Genomic DNA, 17654 nt, shown 5'->3' on the forward strand with positions numbered 1-17654 from the left:
TGCTGATAGGTCATTGATACACTCATTGAATGTGTCAGTCAAGCGGTAAAATGCTACTATCGCACCACGTCAGGATACCGCCGAACCAATTCGGCGCATTGGGCTGGGGTGGCGCGCATCTTGGGATAGTGATCCCTAAATATGCCATAGGCCACGGCTCTGTGTGTTTCCGGCAGGCGGAGCTTTCGCCAGCGCGCGCGGGTCTTCTCCATCACATCGTCAATATCGTCCGGCATTTCCACCGGCCGCCCAAGCTTACCGCGCGCAGCATCCCCGACCCGGTAGAGCGCACCTGCCGCCGTCCGCCGCTTGGGCATCCCGGACGCGGTTAGCTGCCTGCCGATCTCCATCGTTGACATATCGTCCAGCCCTAGAGCGGACTTGATATCTGCCGCCGATACTTCGCAATTTTGGAACACGGCTTCGACGCGTTGGCGGATATCGGACGGGGCTGGCACCCGCCTCCGATCTACAGGCGGCAAGCGTTCCAGAATTTCGCGCATCATGGATTTCAGTTCCGCAACCTCGGCGAACAGCCGCTCCATGTCCCTCGTGGCCATATATTCCCCCACCATGCAAATGTGACAGACATTGATTGACATCCAGTCGTCTGTCAAGCGATCAGCCGCCGGAGATGATGCGGCCAGAAAAATCGTAATGGCGGTTTTCTGCCATTTTACCGGTGAACGATGAACGAGGTGAACGATTTTTTCTAGAGGGGTAAGGGAGACAGTGAATGAAGGAGAAATGAATCTGTCATACATTCATAGCAATGTTGGGGCTCCTAAGAAAACTCGTTCACCTCATTCACTCGTTCACCGGCATCAAGACCCCGATTCACATCCGTTTCCGGTTGTGTTAGAAAATCTCTTGATGAAGTCTAATAATTTACAGATGGTGTCGGACGTGATCGGTCGTGAACGGGCGGTATCGCTTGCACGGGCGATCAATCCGGACTCGACCGGGCATCGGCGGCTGTATGTCCCGGCGGAGCCTGTTCCCGGGCATTTTATCGCGGCCGTGGTCGGGTATCCGGCCCTGTATGACCTGTGCCGCGCTATGGGCCGATCGCAGCTTACGTTGGAATGCCCGGATCGCTTTATGCGCCGGGAACGCATGCTCGACCTTCTCCGGTCGGGGATGACGCCATCGCGGGTTGCGCGGATTGTCGGTCTCAGCCGTAGCTACGTGTCCCGTGTTTGCACGCGGATGCGCTACGCGTGACCGATCATTATCGCATCTGGGGTGCAGGTCTGGTTGGGGCTGTTGTCGCGCTGCCCTATCAGGATGGCATTCGGACCAAGGCCGGGCGCATCGCGTTTGTCCTGACCGGGGCCGTGACCGCTGATTATGTCGCGCCGGTCGTGGCGTCGCATTTCGGGGCGACGGCGTCCGGCGTGTCATTGGCGGGCTTTGCGTGCGGGATGTTCGCCGGGACTGTCATCGCCAAGGCAACCGACATTATCCGCAGTATCCGGGCATCCGATGTGCTGGCCGTCATCGCCGCGAGGTTCGGGCGATGATCCAGCAGTATTCAGCCTTGATCATCATGTTTTGGTCGGGGCATCGCTTGCTGAAAGGCCATGATGGCCTGTTCGGCGGAGCGATTTACTTTGTGATGATGCTGGCAACCATTTCGATCTGGTTCGCTGACACGTCATTGCCGCAATTCGTGCCGGTGCGTGAGGCGACGCTGTGTGGCGCATTCGCGACGCTGGCCACGTATAAGGGAGTTCTGCGCAAATGGCGCGGCTGACAGGTATCTCGCGGAATATGTCCGCGTTTCTCGACATGATCGCGATTTCGGAACTCGGTGTGGCCCTGATCCGTGAGAGTGACGACGGTTATAACGTGCTGGTCGGCTCGACGGCCGCAAAGCCGCTGTTGTTTCGCTCGTATGCGACGCATCCGGACGTTTATAACCGCGCCCTCAATTCGGACGCGGCGGGCGCGTATCAGTTCATGGCCCGGTATTGGCCGTATTACCGCGATCGGCTGGGGCTGGCAGATTTCGGCCCCGTGTCACAGGACCGATGGGCAATCGAGATGATCCGCGAGTGTGGCGCGGTGGCGGCGATCGAAGCTGGGCGCATCACCCAGGCGATCGGGCTGTGCAAATCGCGCTGGGCCAGCCTGCCGGGTGCCGGATACGGGCAGCATGAGCACACGGCCGGGTATCTGGTCGCGGCGTATCAGGGTGCAGGTGGGGTGATGGCGTGATCGGGGCTATTCTCCTGGCGGTCGCGGGCGCGATCGAATTCGCGCGCGGCGAAGTCATCGTCGGGGCCGACTATCTGATGCTGGCTGGCCTGTTCTACGGCGCGACCAATCGGGATGATCGGGGTGGGTATGCCTGATATCCCGCAATGGATGTTCGCGGTCATGGTGGCCGTGTATGCCGTGCCGCTGGCCGTGCTGTTCTTTCTGCTGGCGTGTGCGGCGATGCTGATCGGACATGTCGCCGCGCTGGTCATGGCGGCGGCTCTGGTGCTGATCCTGGCGACGGTGCGGCCGCGATGATCCCATATCTCTCCGAAATCAAGATCGGGCTGGGCGTGCTGCTGCTGGGTGGCACGTTTTGGTTCGGATATCATGTCGGGTCGGAGCATGGCGCGGTGCAGGTGGCGCACATGCAGGCGCAGGCCGCGCAGTATAGCGCCAAGCTGGCCGACGAAACGGCGCAGGCATACCGCGTCACCGTCGATAACACCCAGGCAAATGCCATCACGCTGGCGGACAGTCAGCGCGGCCATGCGGCGGCCGATGCGGTCGCGCGCAGCTATTACCAATCGCTACAGACCCAGGCGCAGGATGATGCCCGCAAAAATACTCATGTCTCTGGCTGCGCTCTCGATGCTGACGGCCTGCGCATCTGGCGTGCCGCAAACGCCGCCATCAGTGACCAACACCGTGCCGTTGATCTTGCTCCCGCCGTACAGTCAGCCGGCGGCGCAGGTGCCGATGCCGGCCAGTGGTGGCATCGCTGATCTGTTGCAAAACCACATCGCTGTTGCGGAGATGGCACGGCGCTGCAATGCGGACAAGAGCGCCCTCGTCGCGTATCTGCATGCCCAAAAGGGAATCATCGTTCGCCCATGATTTAGGCATCGCGGCATGGCAAACCGTGACATTTATGCAACGCATGCGCGGAATGCATGCATATCTGCCATGCCATGCGCAAATCGCGGGTCCTTCCTGGGATGAAACTGTTTGCGGTGACCCCGACACCCCCGATTTTCCGTTGTGCGTGGGATTTTTCAACCGATTTGTTGTTTCTGTTTCGGGCGTAGGCTAATTGGCAAAAAATTCGGGCGGGAAACTGGTAAATCGCCAGGAATTAGCTGAAATCTTAGGCGTTTCCCTTCCCACGGTAACGGCGTGGGTAAGACAGAAAATGCCATACGTCCAGCGAGGGTCGCAAGGCGTTGATTGGCAGTTTGACACGGCGGCCGTGATCCAGTGGCGCGCGGACCGCGCCGCCGATGCGGCAGGCGGCGTGTTGGACAGCGCGGACGAGATCGAACGGCAAATCGCCCTGGTTCAGCTTGAGCATGCAAGGCTGAAATTCGCCAGGGACGCCGCCCTGGTGGTGCCAGTCGATCAGCTTGAGCGCCGGCTTAGCATCGTTTTTGCCGAAATCCGGACGGCGATGCGCAACATCCCGTCGCGGACGGCGGCGATGCTGCTGGGCGAGACCAGCGAACGGCAATTCAAGAAAGTATTGAGCGAAGAAATTGACCGGGCGCTTACTGCCCTGTCGGAATATGACACCAATTTGTTAGATGAGTCGCTTGAAGACGATCAATCTGAACAGCCTGAGTAATATAGGCGGCATTAAACGCGCCATTCGCCGGGGCCTGGGGATGCTGCGGCCTCCGCCGGACCTGCCGCCGTCCGCGTGGTGTGAAGAAAACCTGAAAATCCCCGCGGGGAACGCCATCCCCGGCCTGTATCGCATCCTGAACGCGCCGATCCAGCGTGAGCCGATGGACATGTTTATTGATCCGGATTGTCGCCGCGTCACGCTGATGTGGGGTGCGCAGACCGGAAAAACCACATGCGCCCTCGGGATGCAGGGTTACGCCATCGCACAGCGGCCCAGGTCGCAAATGATGATGCAGCCATCGCAAGGTGATTTGAAAACGTGGCTTGAGACCAAGTTTAATCCTCTGGTCGAGGCGAGCGAAACTATTTCCCGCCTGATCGCCAAGCCGCGCGGTCGAGAAGGCGTCAATAACCAGTCCATGAAATCGTATCCGGGCGGGTTTCTGATGTTCGCCTGGGCGGGTTCGACCAAGACGATGCGCGGTCGGTCTGCGCCGCTGATCGTGTGCGATGAGACGGACGGTTATAAGCTGACCGAGGAAGGGCACCCGGTATGGCTGTTGTGGCAGCGCGCCGCGACGTTCGGTTCCGACCGGTTTTTGCTGGAAATCTCTACGCCGACCATCAAGGGCGCATCGCATATAGAAGACGCCTATGAGGATGGCGACAAGCGCCGGTTCCACGTCCGCTGCCCCGATTGCGGCGAATTGCAGCCGCTCCATTGGGGAAATGTCCGTTGGAAAGGCCGCCTGTCTGCCGAATTGGACGATGCGGAGCGGGATTTAACGCATGATGATCATGAGCCGGAAACGGCCGAATATGCGTGTGATCATTGCGGCTCCCTGTGGTCCGACGCGCAGCGGATCAACGCCATCCGCAAGGCCGAAGCGGACGGGGGCGGATGGGTCGCGGAAAAGCCCTTCCGTGGTCATGCGTCCTATCACGCATGGGAAGCCTACAGCACGTTCCGCAAGCTGGGCGACATCGTCCAAGATTATCTGGACAAGCTGAAAGCGGATGACCTGCAATCGTTCGCGAACGTGTCCCTGTCGCGGACCTATGAACTCAAGGGCGACGGGGTTGAGCCGGACGCGCTCTATGCGCGGCGCGAACCATTCGGCAAGCACCTGCCGGATAACGTCCTGTATATCACGCTGGGGGCGGATATGCAGATGGACCGCCTGGAATACGAAATCGTCGGCTGGGGGCCGCAGGGTGAGTCCTGGTCCCTGGAATACGGGGTGTTGTGGGGCGATCCCCTGGCCGGCGACGTATTCGGCGATCTGGAAGCCGTGATCAAGGGGCGGACCTTCACGCGCCGGAACGGCGATACGATCGGCATATCCGCGTCGTGCCTGGATACCGGCGGCACCACGGGATATCCGCAGGCCGCGTGGGATTGGCTCAAGGGCAAGACGGGGCGGCGCATATTCGGCGTGAAGGGCTATTCGCCGTCCTGGGGCAATCCGATCGTCCCCGCGCCGCAACGGCGGAAGTCGGGCAAGGCGCGCCGCAAGGTCGATATCTTCCCGGTCGCGGTCGATGAAGCAAAGCTGGTGATCATGCGCCGGATTGCGCAGACGGTCGGGGCGAAAGAGGCAGGTGGCCCCGGATATATGCACGTGCCGGACGATCGGCCGGAAGATTGGTTTAAACAGCTTGCGGCGGAAAAGCTGGTGATCCGCAAGGGGACGTCTCGCCGGGAATGGTTGAAACCCCTCAAGGCCAGGAACGAGGCGTTGGACTGTCGCGTGTATGCCTACGCCGCATTAAAAATCATGAACCCGTCGCTTATTTTGTCGCCTCCTGACGTGCAGCCCGAGGAAAAGAAAGAGGATACTCCGCCCTTGCCCCAGGTAGCAGGGCGGCGGAAATGGAGACGGCCGGGTTGAGGCATTTTAGGCTTCCCGAGTGCATCACTGGTGGAACGACGTTGAACGTCCCGGTGGACGGCAACGTGACGCTGTATATGCGCGGGCCAGCGTCGATCACGTTGGCCAGTGTTAACGGCTCCATTTCCGCCGCAGCGTCGGTGACGACTGGCTGGGCGCCTGGGCTCTACTCGTTCTCTGCGCGCCTGACGGATGACGCCGGAAACGTGGATGAGATCGCGGCCGGGACGGTCGAGATCAAGCCCGACATCGCGACGATTGCCCCTGGAACCGATATCCGATCGCAGAACCGGCGCACCTACGACGCGATTTGCGCGGTGATCGAGAACCGGGCCAGCATGGATCAGCAGAGTTACAAAATCAACAACCGCGAACTGGTGCGAACGCCAATCGCGGACCTGTTGACGCTGCGCGCTCGATATAAATCCCTGGTCGCGCAGGAAAACGGGCGTGGTGGCGTGCGCGAGCATCGGGTTATTTTCTGATGGGCATCGTGGCGAATCTGTTTAAACTGCCCGGAAGCGGAAAGCGCGAATTGGGTAGCGCGATGTATGGACCGCGCGCCCGCAAGGCCATGCGCCTGGTTGGCGGGATCGACGCGGCGCGGGTGGATCGGTTTGCCGAGACATGGACCGGAACGCCCGTTACGCCCGACGAAATGATCCGCCTGTGGCATCGTATTTTGCAGGCGCGTTCGCGGGATATGGCGATCAATGATCCGTATATGCGCAATTTCGTGCGCCGGGCACGGGTCAACGTTATCGGTCATGGCCCGAAGCTGAAATGCGCCGTCCAGATGGCATCCGGACAGCGGGATGACACGAAGACGAATTCGGCTGTCATGCAGTCCTGGGACGAATGGAAGCACCCCGAGAATTGCGATGTGACGGGGACGGAAACGTTCCGGTCGCTGGAACTGACCGTTCAGAACGCGCTGACGATCGACGGAGAGGCGTTCGTCAAAATAGTTTCAGGCGGCCCGTTCGGCATCCAGTTACAGTTGATCGACGCCGTGCGCTGCCCGGTGGATTATGATTTTTCAAGTGACGGAAAAGGGACGTATATCCGGAGCGGGATCGAATTCGATCAGCATGACCGACCGGTTGCCTACCATTTCTCGACCGACGACAATAACGGAGACTATTACCAGTTCGGCGGTATGAAGTATCACCGCGTTCCGGCGGACGAGGTTCTTCATATCTTCCGAAAGGAAATGATCGGGCAAAAGCGGGGCTTGCCGTGGGCAATGTCCGCGCTGTTCCGGCTCAAGCGCCTGCGCGGGTTTGAAGATAACGCGGCGATGAATGCCGAGGTCGGCGCGGGAAAAATGGGGATCATCAGTTGGGACCCCGACGCCGGCCCCGAAAAAGAGGATGATCAGGAAGAAATCCGCATCACGGCGGAAGGCGGGACGTTCGTCGAACTGCCGTCCGGTGCCCGCCTGGACAAATGGGACCCCTCCTTCCCCGAAACTGCCATGACATCGTTCACAAAGACGCTGCTGCGCGGGGCAGGGGCTGGCATGGGGGTGATGTATCCCGGCTTGGGTAATGACCTGGAAGGCGTTAATTTCAGTTCCATTCGCGCCGGGGCATTGGACGAACGGGAATTGTGGAAGGAAGACCAGCGACTGATTATCGAGGGTCTACACCTGCCGATTTTCCGACGCTGGGCCGCTGCCGCCTTGCTGCGCGGTATGGTGGTGAACGATGACGGGTACGTGGTGCCAGCCGGCAAATTGCGCGCCATCGTCCGCCATTCCACGTTCCACGGGCGGCGCTGGGATTGGGTCGATCCGAAGTCCGACGCGGTAGCTAACCGTATGGCCATGGAAAACCTGATCAAGTCGCCGCAGGAAATCATCCGTGAGCGTGGCCATGATCCGACACAGGTCATTCAGGAAATCGCGCAATGGTATCGCGATTTGAAGGCGGCAGGCGTCCCCGATCCTGTAATTGCCCTGGCAGCCGGGCAGCAATTCAAGGTCATGATTGACGAAAAACCGGACGGCTCCGCCGCCTCGGGCAACGATGAGAAGCAATGATCGCAGAACTATCGAGAACGATTGCGGAGATTAACCGTCGCGGCGGCAATTTCCGCACGATGACCGTGCAGGGGGTCGATCGCGACGCCCGCACCGTCGATCTGGCATTTTCCAGCGAGCGCGCTGAAGTCCCGCGCTGGTTTGGGACCGAAGTGCTGGGGCATGAGCCCGGCGAAGTCCGTATGGACCGGCTGAATGATGGCGCGCCCATGCTGGTCAGCCATGACATCCGCGATCAGGTCGGGATTGTCGAGCGCGCCAGCATCGACGCGGACCGCGTCGGCCGGGCGACGGTCCGCTTCGGGAAATCGGCCCGCGCCAGCGAGATTTTCGACGATATTGCGGACGGAATCCGCAAGCATGTATCGGTCGGATACCGTGTGCACGGCATGCGGCTGGCCGAGACGCGCGACAATGGCGCGACCGAGGTCTATCGGATCACCGATTGGGAACCGACCGAGATTTCCACCGTGCCGGTCCCTGCCGACCATTCTGTGGGCATTGGGCGCGATTTGTCGCCTGTTGACGTGCCCAAGTCCGAAAACATCGTCGATGATATAACCCCAATCGAACAAACCGGGGCAAGAGCAACCACCCATATGACCGACATCACCGAGCAGGAACGGCAGGCGGCTATCGACGCCGAGCGTGCCCGCGTCAACGATATTCTCGACCTGGGGCGCCAGTATAACGCCACGGACATGGCCATGGACCATGCCCGGAACCCGAATGCGTCCGTATCGGATTTTCAGCGCGCGCTGCTGGAACGCACCGGCAAGTCCGCACCCGTGCCGCCGAAGACGTCCGATGTGGGCATGACCCGCCGCGACATGGGCAAGTATTCGATCGTCCGCGCAATCCGCGCGCTGGCCGATCCCGCCAATCGCCGTGCGCAGGATGATGCCGGCTTCGAACGCGAGGTCGGCGACGAAGCCCGCAAGCATCAGCGGAATTCCGACAGCGGAAATTTCGTGATCCCGTCCGATGTGCTGCGCCACGCCGTGGACGGCACCCGCGACATGAACGCGGGAACGAACGGCCAGACCGGGGCAGGCAGCACTGGCGGCGCGACCATCCAGACGTCCCTGCTGGCGTCGTCTTATATCGATATCCTGCGCAATAAGGCGATTTTCACCCGTGGCATTTCGATGCTGGGCGGGCTGGTCGGCAATATCGAAATCCCCAAGCAGACCGCGACTACGCAGGGCTATTGGATCGGCGAGGGGGATGCGCCGACCACGTCGAACATGGATTTCGGGCAGGTCAAGCTGTCGCCGAATACCGTGGCCGCCTATACCGACATCACCCGGCGGCTGATCATGCAGTCCAGTATGGACGTGGAAGCCCTGGTGCGGCGCGATCTGGCCATCCAGATGGGTCTGACCATCGACTCGTCGGGTTATTACGGCTCCGGCACCGGCAACCAGCCGCAGGGACTCAAGGGACTGACCGGTATCGGCGCGATGACGTTCGCGGCCGCCCAGCCGTCCTATGCTGAAATCGTCGAGATGGAAACGACGATCGCCCTGGCGAACGCCGACGCCGAGACGATGATGTACAAGGCGCGGGCCGACTTCCGGGGCTATGCCAAGCAGACCCTGAAATTCCCCGGCGTGAACGGCTCGGCCACGATCTGGGAACCCGGTGACACCGTCAACGGCTACCGGTGTCCCATTTCGCAGCAGATCGCCACGGGCGATTTGTTCATGGGGAACTGGTCCGACATCATCATGGGCATGTGGGGCGGCCTGGAACTGATGGTGGACCCCTACAGCAACAGCACGTCCGGCGGCATCCGCGTGGTGACGTTCCAGGATATCGACTGGGCGTGCCGCCAGACGGCCGCCTTCGTCGTCGGCAGCAAGCCGGCGGCTTGATCAATACACTAAGGGGCGGCTTTCGGGTCGCCCCCTAACGGAGCGCATATGAAACCCTGTGTTGTCCTGAAACCGTTCTGGCTCGATGGCAAGCGCCTGGAAGTCGGGGATGCGATCGAACTGCCGGCACCCGAATACCGGCTTCAGCTTCATAACAAGCGCGTCGGGCCGCCCGGCACGCCCGTCCCGAAGCGCCGCCGCAGGGTCTGATGCCGACGCCCGCATGGGATGATTTGGGCGCGTTCCTGAGCCTGGACGATTTCGCCGTTACGGCCACCACGGCCGGCGGCCAGACATTCCCCGTCATCCTTGAGGAAGCGTATTTTTCCCACGAATTGGGCGCGTATGACATGAATACGGCCGAGCCGTGGGGGACGGCGAGATGGTCGGATGTGCAGGGGCTCAAGAAGCGTGCGGTAATCACGCTGTCACAGACGGTCGGCGGGGTGCAGGTGTTCAGCCAGCCATATTGGCTGGTGCATGACCCGGAACCGGACGGCACCGGCATGGCGGTATTGAGGCTGTCGCGGACGGCCAATGCTTAACGTCAATCTGGACCAGTTCGAAAGCTGGGAAGAATTTATGCCGATCGTGCGCGCGCTGGACCCAGGCGGCGACTATATCGGCAAGGCAGTCGGATCGACGAACCAGCGCATGGCGCAATGGATGCTGACGCGATCGGTGCGCGGCCTATCCGCAAGGCTGGGGATTCCGCAGAAGGTTTTGCGGCGCCGCCTCAAGCGGTTCCGCGTGCAGGGATATATCCATGGCGCGAAGGTCTGGTATGGCCTCGACGCGATCCCGTTCACCGATCTGCGCCCGGTCGAGGATCGCGGTGGCGTGGTCACGCGGGATGGCGGCTATTATGAGCGCGGCGCGTTCGTCACCGCGTCGCGCAAGACCGGGCGCATGCGCGTTCTGAAACGCCAGGGCCGCGAACGCCTGCCGGTCGAAGACGTCGAAGCGAATATTTATCAACAGGCGATGGACTTTATCGCCGACCATATCATGGGCACGCCGGAATTTGAGGCGCAATACATGCGCGTGCTGGAACGGGAACTGAAATGGCGGACCCGAACGATATAACGACCGATTTAAACGCCCTGCATTCTGCCATCCAGACGCAGATTGCGGCGGCGTTTCCGGCATTCCGAACGGTCGCGTTTTATCAGGATGACGAATCCGAGGAAATCCCGACCCCGGCGTGCCTGCTGGAAATGGACGAGTTCGAGGACGGCGATACAGACCCCGGAAACGGGCAGGTCTGCCTGTCCCTGCGTTTCTCCGCGCGGCTGCTGTTCAGCCGACAGAATGATGCCAGTGGGCCGATACAGGCGCGGTTGGCGGGCGCGGCCCTGGCCGCGTTCGTGAACAAGAACCGGTTCGGCGGGGGCGTGTCGCCGGGCATCGTGATTTCCGGCATGACGGATGATTTCCGGCCGGCTGTATCCGGCCGCTGGTCCATCTGGCGGGTGGAATGGGTGCATCGTGAGGCATTTTTTGGAACGTCCATATGGACGCCTGGACCGGTTCCGCAGGCGGTATTTGTGGGCATCGCGCCGAATATCGGGCCGGACCATGTGGCGGACTATACGAAGGTCTGGCCGGCATGAATGCGCGGGCATTAGGCGACCATGACCGGCAGATCGCCAATATGGTCCGGATCGGGGTGATCGCGGCCGTCCAGGGGAATATGGCCACGGTCACGATTGGCGACGTGACGACAGACTGGCTGTATTGGATCAGCCGGCGGGCATATGTCGATTATGACTGGTGGGCACCTGTGCCGGGCGAACAGGTGGTCGTGCTGGCGTTGTGGGGCGACGTGTCGCAGGGCGTCATCCTGGGTGCGATCCCGCAGGATGCGCAGGTCGCACCGGGAACCGGGGCACAGTGGTCCAAGCGTTTCGCGGACGGGGCGACGCTGACATACGATCCGGGGACGCATATTCTCACCGCGAATATTCCGGACGGCGGCATTGTCGTGAACGCCGGGAAAAGTGTGACAGTCAATGCGCCGGCCATTCTGGCATCGCAGAACATTGACGCGGGCGGAAATCTGTCGGCGGGCACGGGTGCCACGGGGTCATTTACCACGCCGACCGGTGCAATCGTTACAGTGCAAGACGGCATCATCACGAACATCATGTGAGGCAGAATGAACCCGCAAGGCAGTTCGATTATCAACGATGCATATTTCGCTGCCGCCAAGATCAAGATTGAGGCGGCCGAGACATGCGAGGAAATCCAGGCCCTCGGCAACGAACTGATGGATTCCATGAATGCGCAGTTGAACGCGATCAAGCAGCAATTCGCGTTCCTTCAGCCCATCATGAGTCTGCTGGTTTCGCCAAGCGCAGATTTGACGAAGATCGTGACATGGATAGAAGGTTTTATAAGTTCTTTCCTTCAGCCATATGTTGCGCCGGTTGAGAATTACATCCAGCAGATCGCGGCGCTTGAGGCGGCGATTTCCGATCTGGAAAGCGCGATCATGGAGGCGGCATCAAAAATCGAAAGCTGCACCGTCAATTTGCCCGCCGTCGCGCAAGTCGCGCTTTCTGCCGGATGATTCACTTTGTCGCCTCATGACGTGTCGCCGGAGAGCGCGACCGACTAGGTTCGGGGGGTGGTGATCATCCCGGAACGGGCAGGTTGAACGGGGACGAATTGAGAAAGAGCCTTGGCCCGCATTCAGAACTCGTGCCGGGACGGTCGCCGCGTTGATTGGCGTTGACAGAAATACAGGGAAGGAACTGGGGGATTTCGCCCATCTGGCGCAGTCGGTGGGCGATATCCTCACGACGCCGATAGGTTCCCGCGTCATGCGCCGGACCTACGGAAGCCAATTATTAGAGCTGGTCGATTCATGCATGAACCAGTCCGGCGTCATGGACATATACGCCGCGACTGTTCAGGCGCTAATCGAATGGGAACCGCGTATTCAGGTCATGGGTGTGCAGGTCACGCCGGGCGTCGGCTCCATGACCATCAGTGTTAGCGGAAACTATTTACCGAACGGAACGCCGATTAAGATTGACGGAATTGTAATCTCTTAATGCCTTCTGCAAACTATACCGTCATTGATCTTGCGGGACTTCCGCCGCCGCAGGCCATAGCGCCTGTTTCCGCCGAGACGGAACTTTCAAATCTTCTGGCCGACTTCAAAACGCGCTATCCGCAATATAGCGCGCTGGTCGAGTCCGACCCGATCATGAAATTGGCGGAAACGTTCGCATATCGCCTGGCGCTGGAAGTCCAGAACCGGAACGAGGCGATCCAGGCTGTAATGCTGGCCTATGCCGAGGGGCCCGACCTGGACCAGATCGGCGCGAACCTGGGCGTTCAGCGCCTGACGATCACCCCGGCGGACAATACGACAATTCCGCCCACGCCTGCCGTCATGGAACAAGACACGCCCTATCGGAGCCGTATCCAGCTTGCGCCCGAGGGGCTGAGCACGGCGGGTCCGTCCGCCGGTTATATCTATTTCGCGAAGTCGGCCAGCCCCCTGGTTTTGGATGCTGACGTATCCACGCCGTCGCCTGGGACGGTGAATGTCTATGTTCTCTCGACCGTGGGGAACGGGGTTCCGGACGCGGCTCTGCTGCAAACAGTTTCAAACGCGGTGACACCGGATACGGTCAGGCCGCTGACGGACAATGTGCAGGTTCTGCCGGCAACCGTGGTCAATTACAGCATTACGGCCGTCCTGACGCTGTTCCAGGGGCCGGACCAGTCGGTGGTTCTGTCAGCGGCGCAGGCGGCCGCAGCGGCCTATGCCGCGTCGGTCCAGCGGATCGGCTATGGCGTCGCCACGTCCGGCATCTATGCCGCGTTGCAGCAGACAGGCGTTCAGAGCGTTTCGCTGTCCGGCTGGGGCGGAGACATTCCGGGGGCCGTTGGGCAGGCACCGTATTGCACGGGGATAAACATCACCGTGGCGGGGACGCCGGGTGTCTGAAAGCCTGCTGCCGCCGAATGCGACGCCGCTTGAAAGCGCGATGGAGATGGCCGCCGCCGATCAATTGGCGACCATTCCGCAGCTTGGGCGGACGGTCAATAACCCAGCGACGATCCCCGTCCAATGGCTTCCCTGGTTGGCCTGGGCGTGGCGTGTCGAGAATTGGGATAATAACTGGTCGGAGGCGCAGAAGCGCCAGACCGTCGCCGCGTCGTTCGCCGTGCATCGCCAGAAGGGCACGGCCTATGCGGTAAAGTCCGCAATCGGCGCGCTGAACCTGAATTTGCAGATCGTCGAATGGTTCGCGGATACGCCGGTCGGTGCGCCCTATACGTTCCGAGGCATCCTCAATATCGAATCGACGGACGTTGCCAATACTGATTGGGCGAACGTCATGAATATCATCAATACGACGAAGAATGCGCGCAGTGTTCTTTCTTCTATTGATATGGCCGCGAATCTGAATTGTGAAACCGTGCATGCCGGGGCGACCTGCTTTGGCATGACCATCAGCGTCTGATATAGAATATATGGCAAACTATACCACCATCAAAACGAACTATGGTCTGTCGCTGGAAACTGCCGCACAGGCCGCCGGAACGCAGATCAGCCTGACACAGATGGCGATCGGCGATGGTGGGGGCAATCCCGTGACGCCGAACCCCAGCCAGACGGGACTGGTCCGGGAGGTTTTCCGCGTCGCGCTGAATGCGATTGCGCAGAGCACGGAGGACGCAACGCAGTTTACGGCCGAGGCGATCATCCCGGCTGAAAGCGGCGGCTATACGATGCGTGAGGCCGGCCTGTTCACATCTGACGGGTCTCTGTTCGCCGTTGCCAACCTGCCGTCTGTTTATAAGCCGAGTTCCAGTGAGGGGGCGTTCGGTCAGGTTGTCGTGACCATGACGTTCAAGGCCGCGAACGCCGATGACGTGTCCCTGTATGTGGACGAAAACGTTTCCGTCGCAACGCGCCTGTGGGTCGAGAATTATGTCACCCCGGCGCATGTGTTCCCCGGCGGGCAGACGGCGCAGGTCCTGGCAAAGAAGTCGAACGCGGACGGCGATTGGGAATGGGTGGACCCGAGCGCAGCCGTTCAGGTGCTGGTCGATACGATCGAGGAAGACCAGACGTTGGCGGCCGGCCAGACGGTCGTCAACCTGAATACGGTTACGACAGAGGGCCTCGCGGTCTTCATCAATGGACTGCGCCTGGAACAGAACCAGTGGGGCAAGACCAGTCCGACAAGCCTGACGTTGGCGCAGGCCGGGAATGACGGCGACAAGATCACGCTCGTTCAGAACGAGCAGACGGGTTACAGCGACGTTCTGCGCGGCAAGAACAATTTGTCGGACGTGCATGACCCGGTCCAGTCTCTGGCGAATATCGGGGGCCTGCCGCTGTCTGGTGGCAGCGTGTCGGGAACGCTGGCGGTTGACGGCGGCACGTTCTATGTCAACGGCAACGCGGCCACGAACAGGCAGATGCTGTTCCAATCGTCCGGCCTGTCGCGGTTTGCGGTATGCGTGGACGCGTCGGTTGAGTCGGGCGGAAATTCCGGATCGGAATTGCGCATTTCGCGGTTTGACGATAGCGGTGCATTTATCGACAGCCCCTTGATGATCGACCGGCCGAGTGGCGTTGTGTCCATGCCGTCCGGTATCGTCGCGCCGCAGGTTGCTGGCCCGGCAAACAATTTCAACGTGCTGTATGGACCGGGCGGAAGCAATAAGGCCGGGTTCCAGGGCGACGGCAATTTCGTCGTCTATAACGGCAGCGTGGCCGAACTTTCGGTCGGGCTGGGCACGATCATAGCGCGGCTGTCGGCGCAGTTCACCAGCGGCATCACCGCGAATTCATACCTGACGCGCGACGATGCGGCAGGGACATTCCGCAATATTTTCCTGAATTCGTCCGGCGTAAACCGTTGGGATTTCGGCGCGAATAATTCCGGCGAGACCGGAAATAACGCGGGTTCCGATTTCTATATCACGGCGCATTCCGATAGCGGGGGTTATCTTTCGACGCCGTTTTGGATTCCGCGCGCCAGCGGGCAGGTCCAGATCAACCTGGGCATGTCGATCAATAACGGCTCCGTTCTGAACCTGACTGGCAATGCGACGCTGTCCAGCGGGAACAACCAGTCTATTTATTGGAACAGCAATAATAGCTGGATGACGTTCGAAGCCGGTGGCCATATGTCCATTTGGGACAAGGGGAACGGCCTGATCTTCTGGACCGGCGGCAGCGACAGCACGCCGAACGTCAATACCAACGGCGCGTTTTACGCGAACAAGGGCGCAGCCATTGCGGGCGGCGCGACGATCAGCAGCGGTTATTCCTCGGGCACGTGGTTGCAGATCGGTCCGCAGCAGGCCGGCGAGGTTGCGCTGGGGCTGTTCAACGCGCCGGCCGGGTATGGCGCGAATATTTTGCAGGCCGGGATGAACGGGCAGACGTTCTTGTCGGTGCAGAATGATGGCGGCGTTATTGTCCCCAGCGGGGCATATTTCCAGGCGCAGAACGCCAATGGCGTGTTCGTCCCGCAGGCCGCGCAGTTCGACAACGGGTATCGGGCGGCCAGCACATCGTTTGTGCGCCGCGCCCTGGGTAGCTACTCTGGCATCGTTGCTTACGCCAGCAATACCCAGCTTACTAACGCCAATGTTGGGCAGGCAGTCCAGTGGTGTGGGCCGTCCGGCGGCGTCATGACCCTGCCGACTGGTTCCGGGGTCCCGGCCGGCGGGCTGATCACTGTATTTAACCAGACGCCCGGCACGGTGACCGTGGCGGCATCCGGCTCCGATTTCCTTCATTCGCCCACGGCCCAATGGGGGCAGCTTACGCTTCAGGCTGGCGACACGATGGAATTGACCAGCCGTGGCAATGGCGAGTGGGATATCTCCGGCGGCACTATGGCGCTGCTGTTTTCCAGCAGCCTGACCACGACGCCGCCGGCTGGCGATAGCTCGCAGCGGATTCCGACGACTGGATGGGTCACGAACGGCTTCCTGAGCCTCGCCAATGGCGGGATAGTCAGCGGGCATATGGCGTTCAACGGCATTGTCGATCATTACAGCGATATCCACGTCAATGCCGGGAAGTGGCTGTATACCGACACGATAACATCCAATACGCCCGGCAGTTCGGTTTATTTTAACACCGGCATATCGCTGAATACCGGAAATATTTACGGAACGAGCAATTTCGTAAATGTGAACTATGGGCCGAGCAATGCCTTTGCGGCGAATTTCCAGAATGATGGGAATTTCGTCCTGCGGCACGACGGAAACCCGTTCTTCAACATCGGAACGGAGAGCCTGACTGCGGAAACGTCTGTTCCTTGGACATTCAGTAGTTCAATCACTGTCAGCGGTAATATTAACGCCAACGGCGGGTTGACTGCTGGCGGAACGGCGACATTCAATGGCGAAGCTGGCTTCAACCAGAGCGTATATTTTGATGGACCGGCGGGCTCTGTAAGGCTTCAAAACGCGCCGTCTGACGTTCCGGGTTCGACAGGACTGAACGTTCCAAACACTGCATGGGTTGATGCAAACTACGTTTCCAGCACGCATTATATGGCGTCCGGAGACTCGCCATGCGATGCGATCCACTGGAGTTCGGGGACGGGCGCCCCATGGTTCCATTCAGGCGCATGGAGCGGCTATCTCGCAACACAGAACTATGTCCTGTCGGCCATGCAAAATGGCTGGGGGCTTAGCCATAACACGAACAATCCCGGCTTCGTCGAGCTTCCTGGCGGTTGGTATCTCATGGCAGGCATAGCGTCCTATGCGTCGTCGGACGGGACGAACGGAACGTTCATAAGTCTGCCGACGAATTTTCCGAATGCTGGCGTGGCGACTATGTGTATCGATACCGGGGCGAACGCAAATAAGATCGCCGTCGTTAGCGTGGCGGCAAATGGGTTCAACGTGGTGTGCCGCGATTCTGGCACCAATGCGCTTGCCAATACGGCCTTCCGTTATATCGCGATTGGATATTAACCAAATGACCACGATCAAATATTCACCTGCGCAGGGTTTTTT

23 protein-coding genes are annotated in these 17654 nt (G+C 60.2%); 22 read left to right on the forward strand and 1 reads right to left on the reverse strand.

Annotated elements, in window-relative coordinates; genetic code table 11:
* Positions 1–56: 56 nt before the first annotated feature.
* Positions 57–764, reverse strand: coding sequence for a hypothetical protein (locus tag AAC691_RS15475; RefSeq protein WP_342627553.1), 708 nt, complete (start codon positions 762–764; stop codon positions 57–59).
* On the opposite strand from AAC691_RS15475, the gene AAC691_RS15480 reads away from it, so the two are divergent.
* From AAC691_RS15480 to AAC691_RS15585, 22 genes are all read left to right on the forward strand, one after another.
* A complete protein-coding gene (locus AAC691_RS15480; protein ID WP_342627554.1) occupies positions 748–1224 on the forward strand; it encodes a helix-turn-helix domain-containing protein in 477 nt (158 codons plus the stop codon). The two genes, AAC691_RS15475 and AAC691_RS15480, sit on opposite strands and share 17 nt — an antisense overlap.
* Positions 1221–1523, forward strand: a complete 303-nt coding sequence (locus tag AAC691_RS15485) for a hypothetical protein (RefSeq protein WP_342627555.1) — start codon at positions 1221–1223, stop codon at positions 1521–1523. The genes AAC691_RS15480 and AAC691_RS15485 overlap by 4 nt, the downstream gene beginning before the upstream one ends.
* Positions 1520–1756 (forward strand): hypothetical protein, encoded by a 237-nt coding sequence (locus AAC691_RS15490; protein WP_342627556.1) that lies wholly within the window; start codon positions 1520–1522, stop codon positions 1754–1756. Before AAC691_RS15485 ends, AAC691_RS15490 begins: the two co-directional genes overlap by 4 nt.
* The gene (locus AAC691_RS15495; RefSeq protein ID WP_342627557.1) at positions 1744–2220 is read left to right on the forward strand and encodes a glycoside hydrolase family 104 protein; all 477 of its coding nucleotides are present in this window, start codon (positions 1744–1746) and stop codon (positions 2218–2220) included. Before AAC691_RS15490 ends, AAC691_RS15495 begins: the two co-directional genes overlap by 13 nt.
* Positions 2217–2357 (forward strand): hypothetical protein, encoded by a 141-nt coding sequence (locus AAC691_RS15500; RefSeq protein WP_342627558.1) that lies wholly within the window; start codon positions 2217–2219, stop codon positions 2355–2357. The genes AAC691_RS15495 and AAC691_RS15500 overlap by 4 nt, the downstream gene beginning before the upstream one ends.
* On the forward strand, positions 2350–2520 hold the full coding sequence (locus AAC691_RS15505) for a hypothetical protein (protein WP_342627559.1): 171 nt from the start codon (positions 2350–2352) through the stop codon (positions 2518–2520). Before AAC691_RS15500 ends, AAC691_RS15505 begins: the two co-directional genes overlap by 8 nt.
* Positions 2517–2987, forward strand: coding sequence for a hypothetical protein (locus tag AAC691_RS15510; RefSeq protein ID WP_342627560.1), 471 nt, complete (start codon positions 2517–2519; stop codon positions 2985–2987). The genes AAC691_RS15505 and AAC691_RS15510 overlap by 4 nt, the downstream gene beginning before the upstream one ends.
* Before the next feature lie 308 nt (positions 2988–3295).
* Positions 3296–3823 (forward strand): terminase small subunit, encoded by a 528-nt coding sequence (locus AAC691_RS15515; protein WP_342627561.1) that lies wholly within the window; start codon positions 3296–3298, stop codon positions 3821–3823.
* Positions 3792–5717, forward strand: coding sequence for a phage terminase large subunit family protein (locus AAC691_RS15520; protein ID WP_408906005.1), 1926 nt, complete (start codon positions 3792–3794; stop codon positions 5715–5717). Before AAC691_RS15515 ends, AAC691_RS15520 begins: the two co-directional genes overlap by 32 nt.
* A gap of 41 nt (positions 5718–5758) precedes the next feature.
* A complete protein-coding gene (locus AAC691_RS15525; RefSeq protein WP_342627563.1) occupies positions 5759–6202 on the forward strand; it encodes a hypothetical protein in 444 nt (147 codons plus the stop codon).
* Positions 6202–7761 carry a phage portal protein gene (locus AAC691_RS15530; RefSeq protein ID WP_342627564.1) on the forward strand — a complete coding sequence of 520 codons (1560 nt, stop codon included), beginning with the start codon at positions 6202–6204 and terminating at the stop codon, positions 7759–7761. Before AAC691_RS15525 ends, AAC691_RS15530 begins: the two co-directional genes overlap by 1 nt.
* 59 nt (positions 7762–7820) lie before the next feature.
* Positions 7821–9638 (forward strand): phage major capsid protein, encoded by a 1818-nt coding sequence (locus tag AAC691_RS15535; protein WP_342627565.1) that lies wholly within the window; start codon positions 7821–7823, stop codon positions 9636–9638.
* Positions 9639–9686: 48 nt separating this feature from the next.
* Positions 9687–9848: a hypothetical protein gene (locus AAC691_RS15540; RefSeq protein WP_342627566.1), complete on the forward strand. Its 162-nt coding sequence runs from the start codon at positions 9687–9689 to the stop codon at positions 9846–9848.
* Positions 9848–10183 carry a hypothetical protein gene (locus AAC691_RS15545; protein ID WP_342627567.1) on the forward strand — a complete coding sequence of 112 codons (336 nt, stop codon included), beginning with the start codon at positions 9848–9850 and terminating at the stop codon, positions 10181–10183. Before AAC691_RS15540 ends, AAC691_RS15545 begins: the two co-directional genes overlap by 1 nt.
* Positions 10176–10724: a hypothetical protein gene (locus AAC691_RS15550; protein ID WP_342627568.1), complete on the forward strand. Its 549-nt coding sequence runs from the start codon at positions 10176–10178 to the stop codon at positions 10722–10724. Before AAC691_RS15545 ends, AAC691_RS15550 begins: the two co-directional genes overlap by 8 nt.
* Positions 10703–11251: a hypothetical protein gene (locus tag AAC691_RS15555; RefSeq protein ID WP_342627569.1), complete on the forward strand. Its 549-nt coding sequence runs from the start codon at positions 10703–10705 to the stop codon at positions 11249–11251. The genes AAC691_RS15550 and AAC691_RS15555 overlap by 22 nt, the downstream gene beginning before the upstream one ends.
* Positions 11248–11790, forward strand: coding sequence for a phage baseplate assembly protein V (locus AAC691_RS15560; protein ID WP_342627570.1), 543 nt, complete (start codon positions 11248–11250; stop codon positions 11788–11790). The genes AAC691_RS15555 and AAC691_RS15560 overlap by 4 nt, the downstream gene beginning before the upstream one ends.
* A gap of 6 nt (positions 11791–11796) precedes the next feature.
* Complete coding sequence (locus tag AAC691_RS15565; protein WP_342627571.1) at positions 11797–12210, forward strand: hypothetical protein; 414 nt, start codon at positions 11797–11799, stop codon at positions 12208–12210.
* Positions 12211–12361: 151 nt separating this feature from the next.
* Positions 12362–12697 carry a GPW/gp25 family protein gene (locus AAC691_RS15570; protein WP_342627572.1) on the forward strand — a complete coding sequence of 112 codons (336 nt, stop codon included), beginning with the start codon at positions 12362–12364 and terminating at the stop codon, positions 12695–12697.
* The gene (locus AAC691_RS15575; RefSeq protein WP_342627573.1) at positions 12697–13602 is read left to right on the forward strand and encodes a baseplate J/gp47 family protein; all 906 of its coding nucleotides are present in this window, start codon (positions 12697–12699) and stop codon (positions 13600–13602) included. Before AAC691_RS15570 ends, AAC691_RS15575 begins: the two co-directional genes overlap by 1 nt.
* The gene (locus AAC691_RS15580) at positions 13595–14122 is read left to right on the forward strand and encodes a phage tail protein I (RefSeq protein ID WP_342627574.1); all 528 of its coding nucleotides are present in this window, start codon (positions 13595–13597) and stop codon (positions 14120–14122) included. Before AAC691_RS15575 ends, AAC691_RS15580 begins: the two co-directional genes overlap by 8 nt.
* Before the next feature lie 10 nt (positions 14123–14132).
* A complete protein-coding gene (locus AAC691_RS15585) occupies positions 14133–17612 on the forward strand; it encodes a phage tail protein (protein WP_342627575.1) in 3480 nt (1159 codons plus the stop codon).
* Positions 17613–17654: the final 42 nt, after the last annotated feature.

Source organism: Nguyenibacter vanlangensis (assembly GCF_038719015.1).
GTDB lineage: Bacteria > Pseudomonadota > Alphaproteobacteria > Acetobacterales > Acetobacteraceae > Gluconacetobacter > Gluconacetobacter vanlangensis.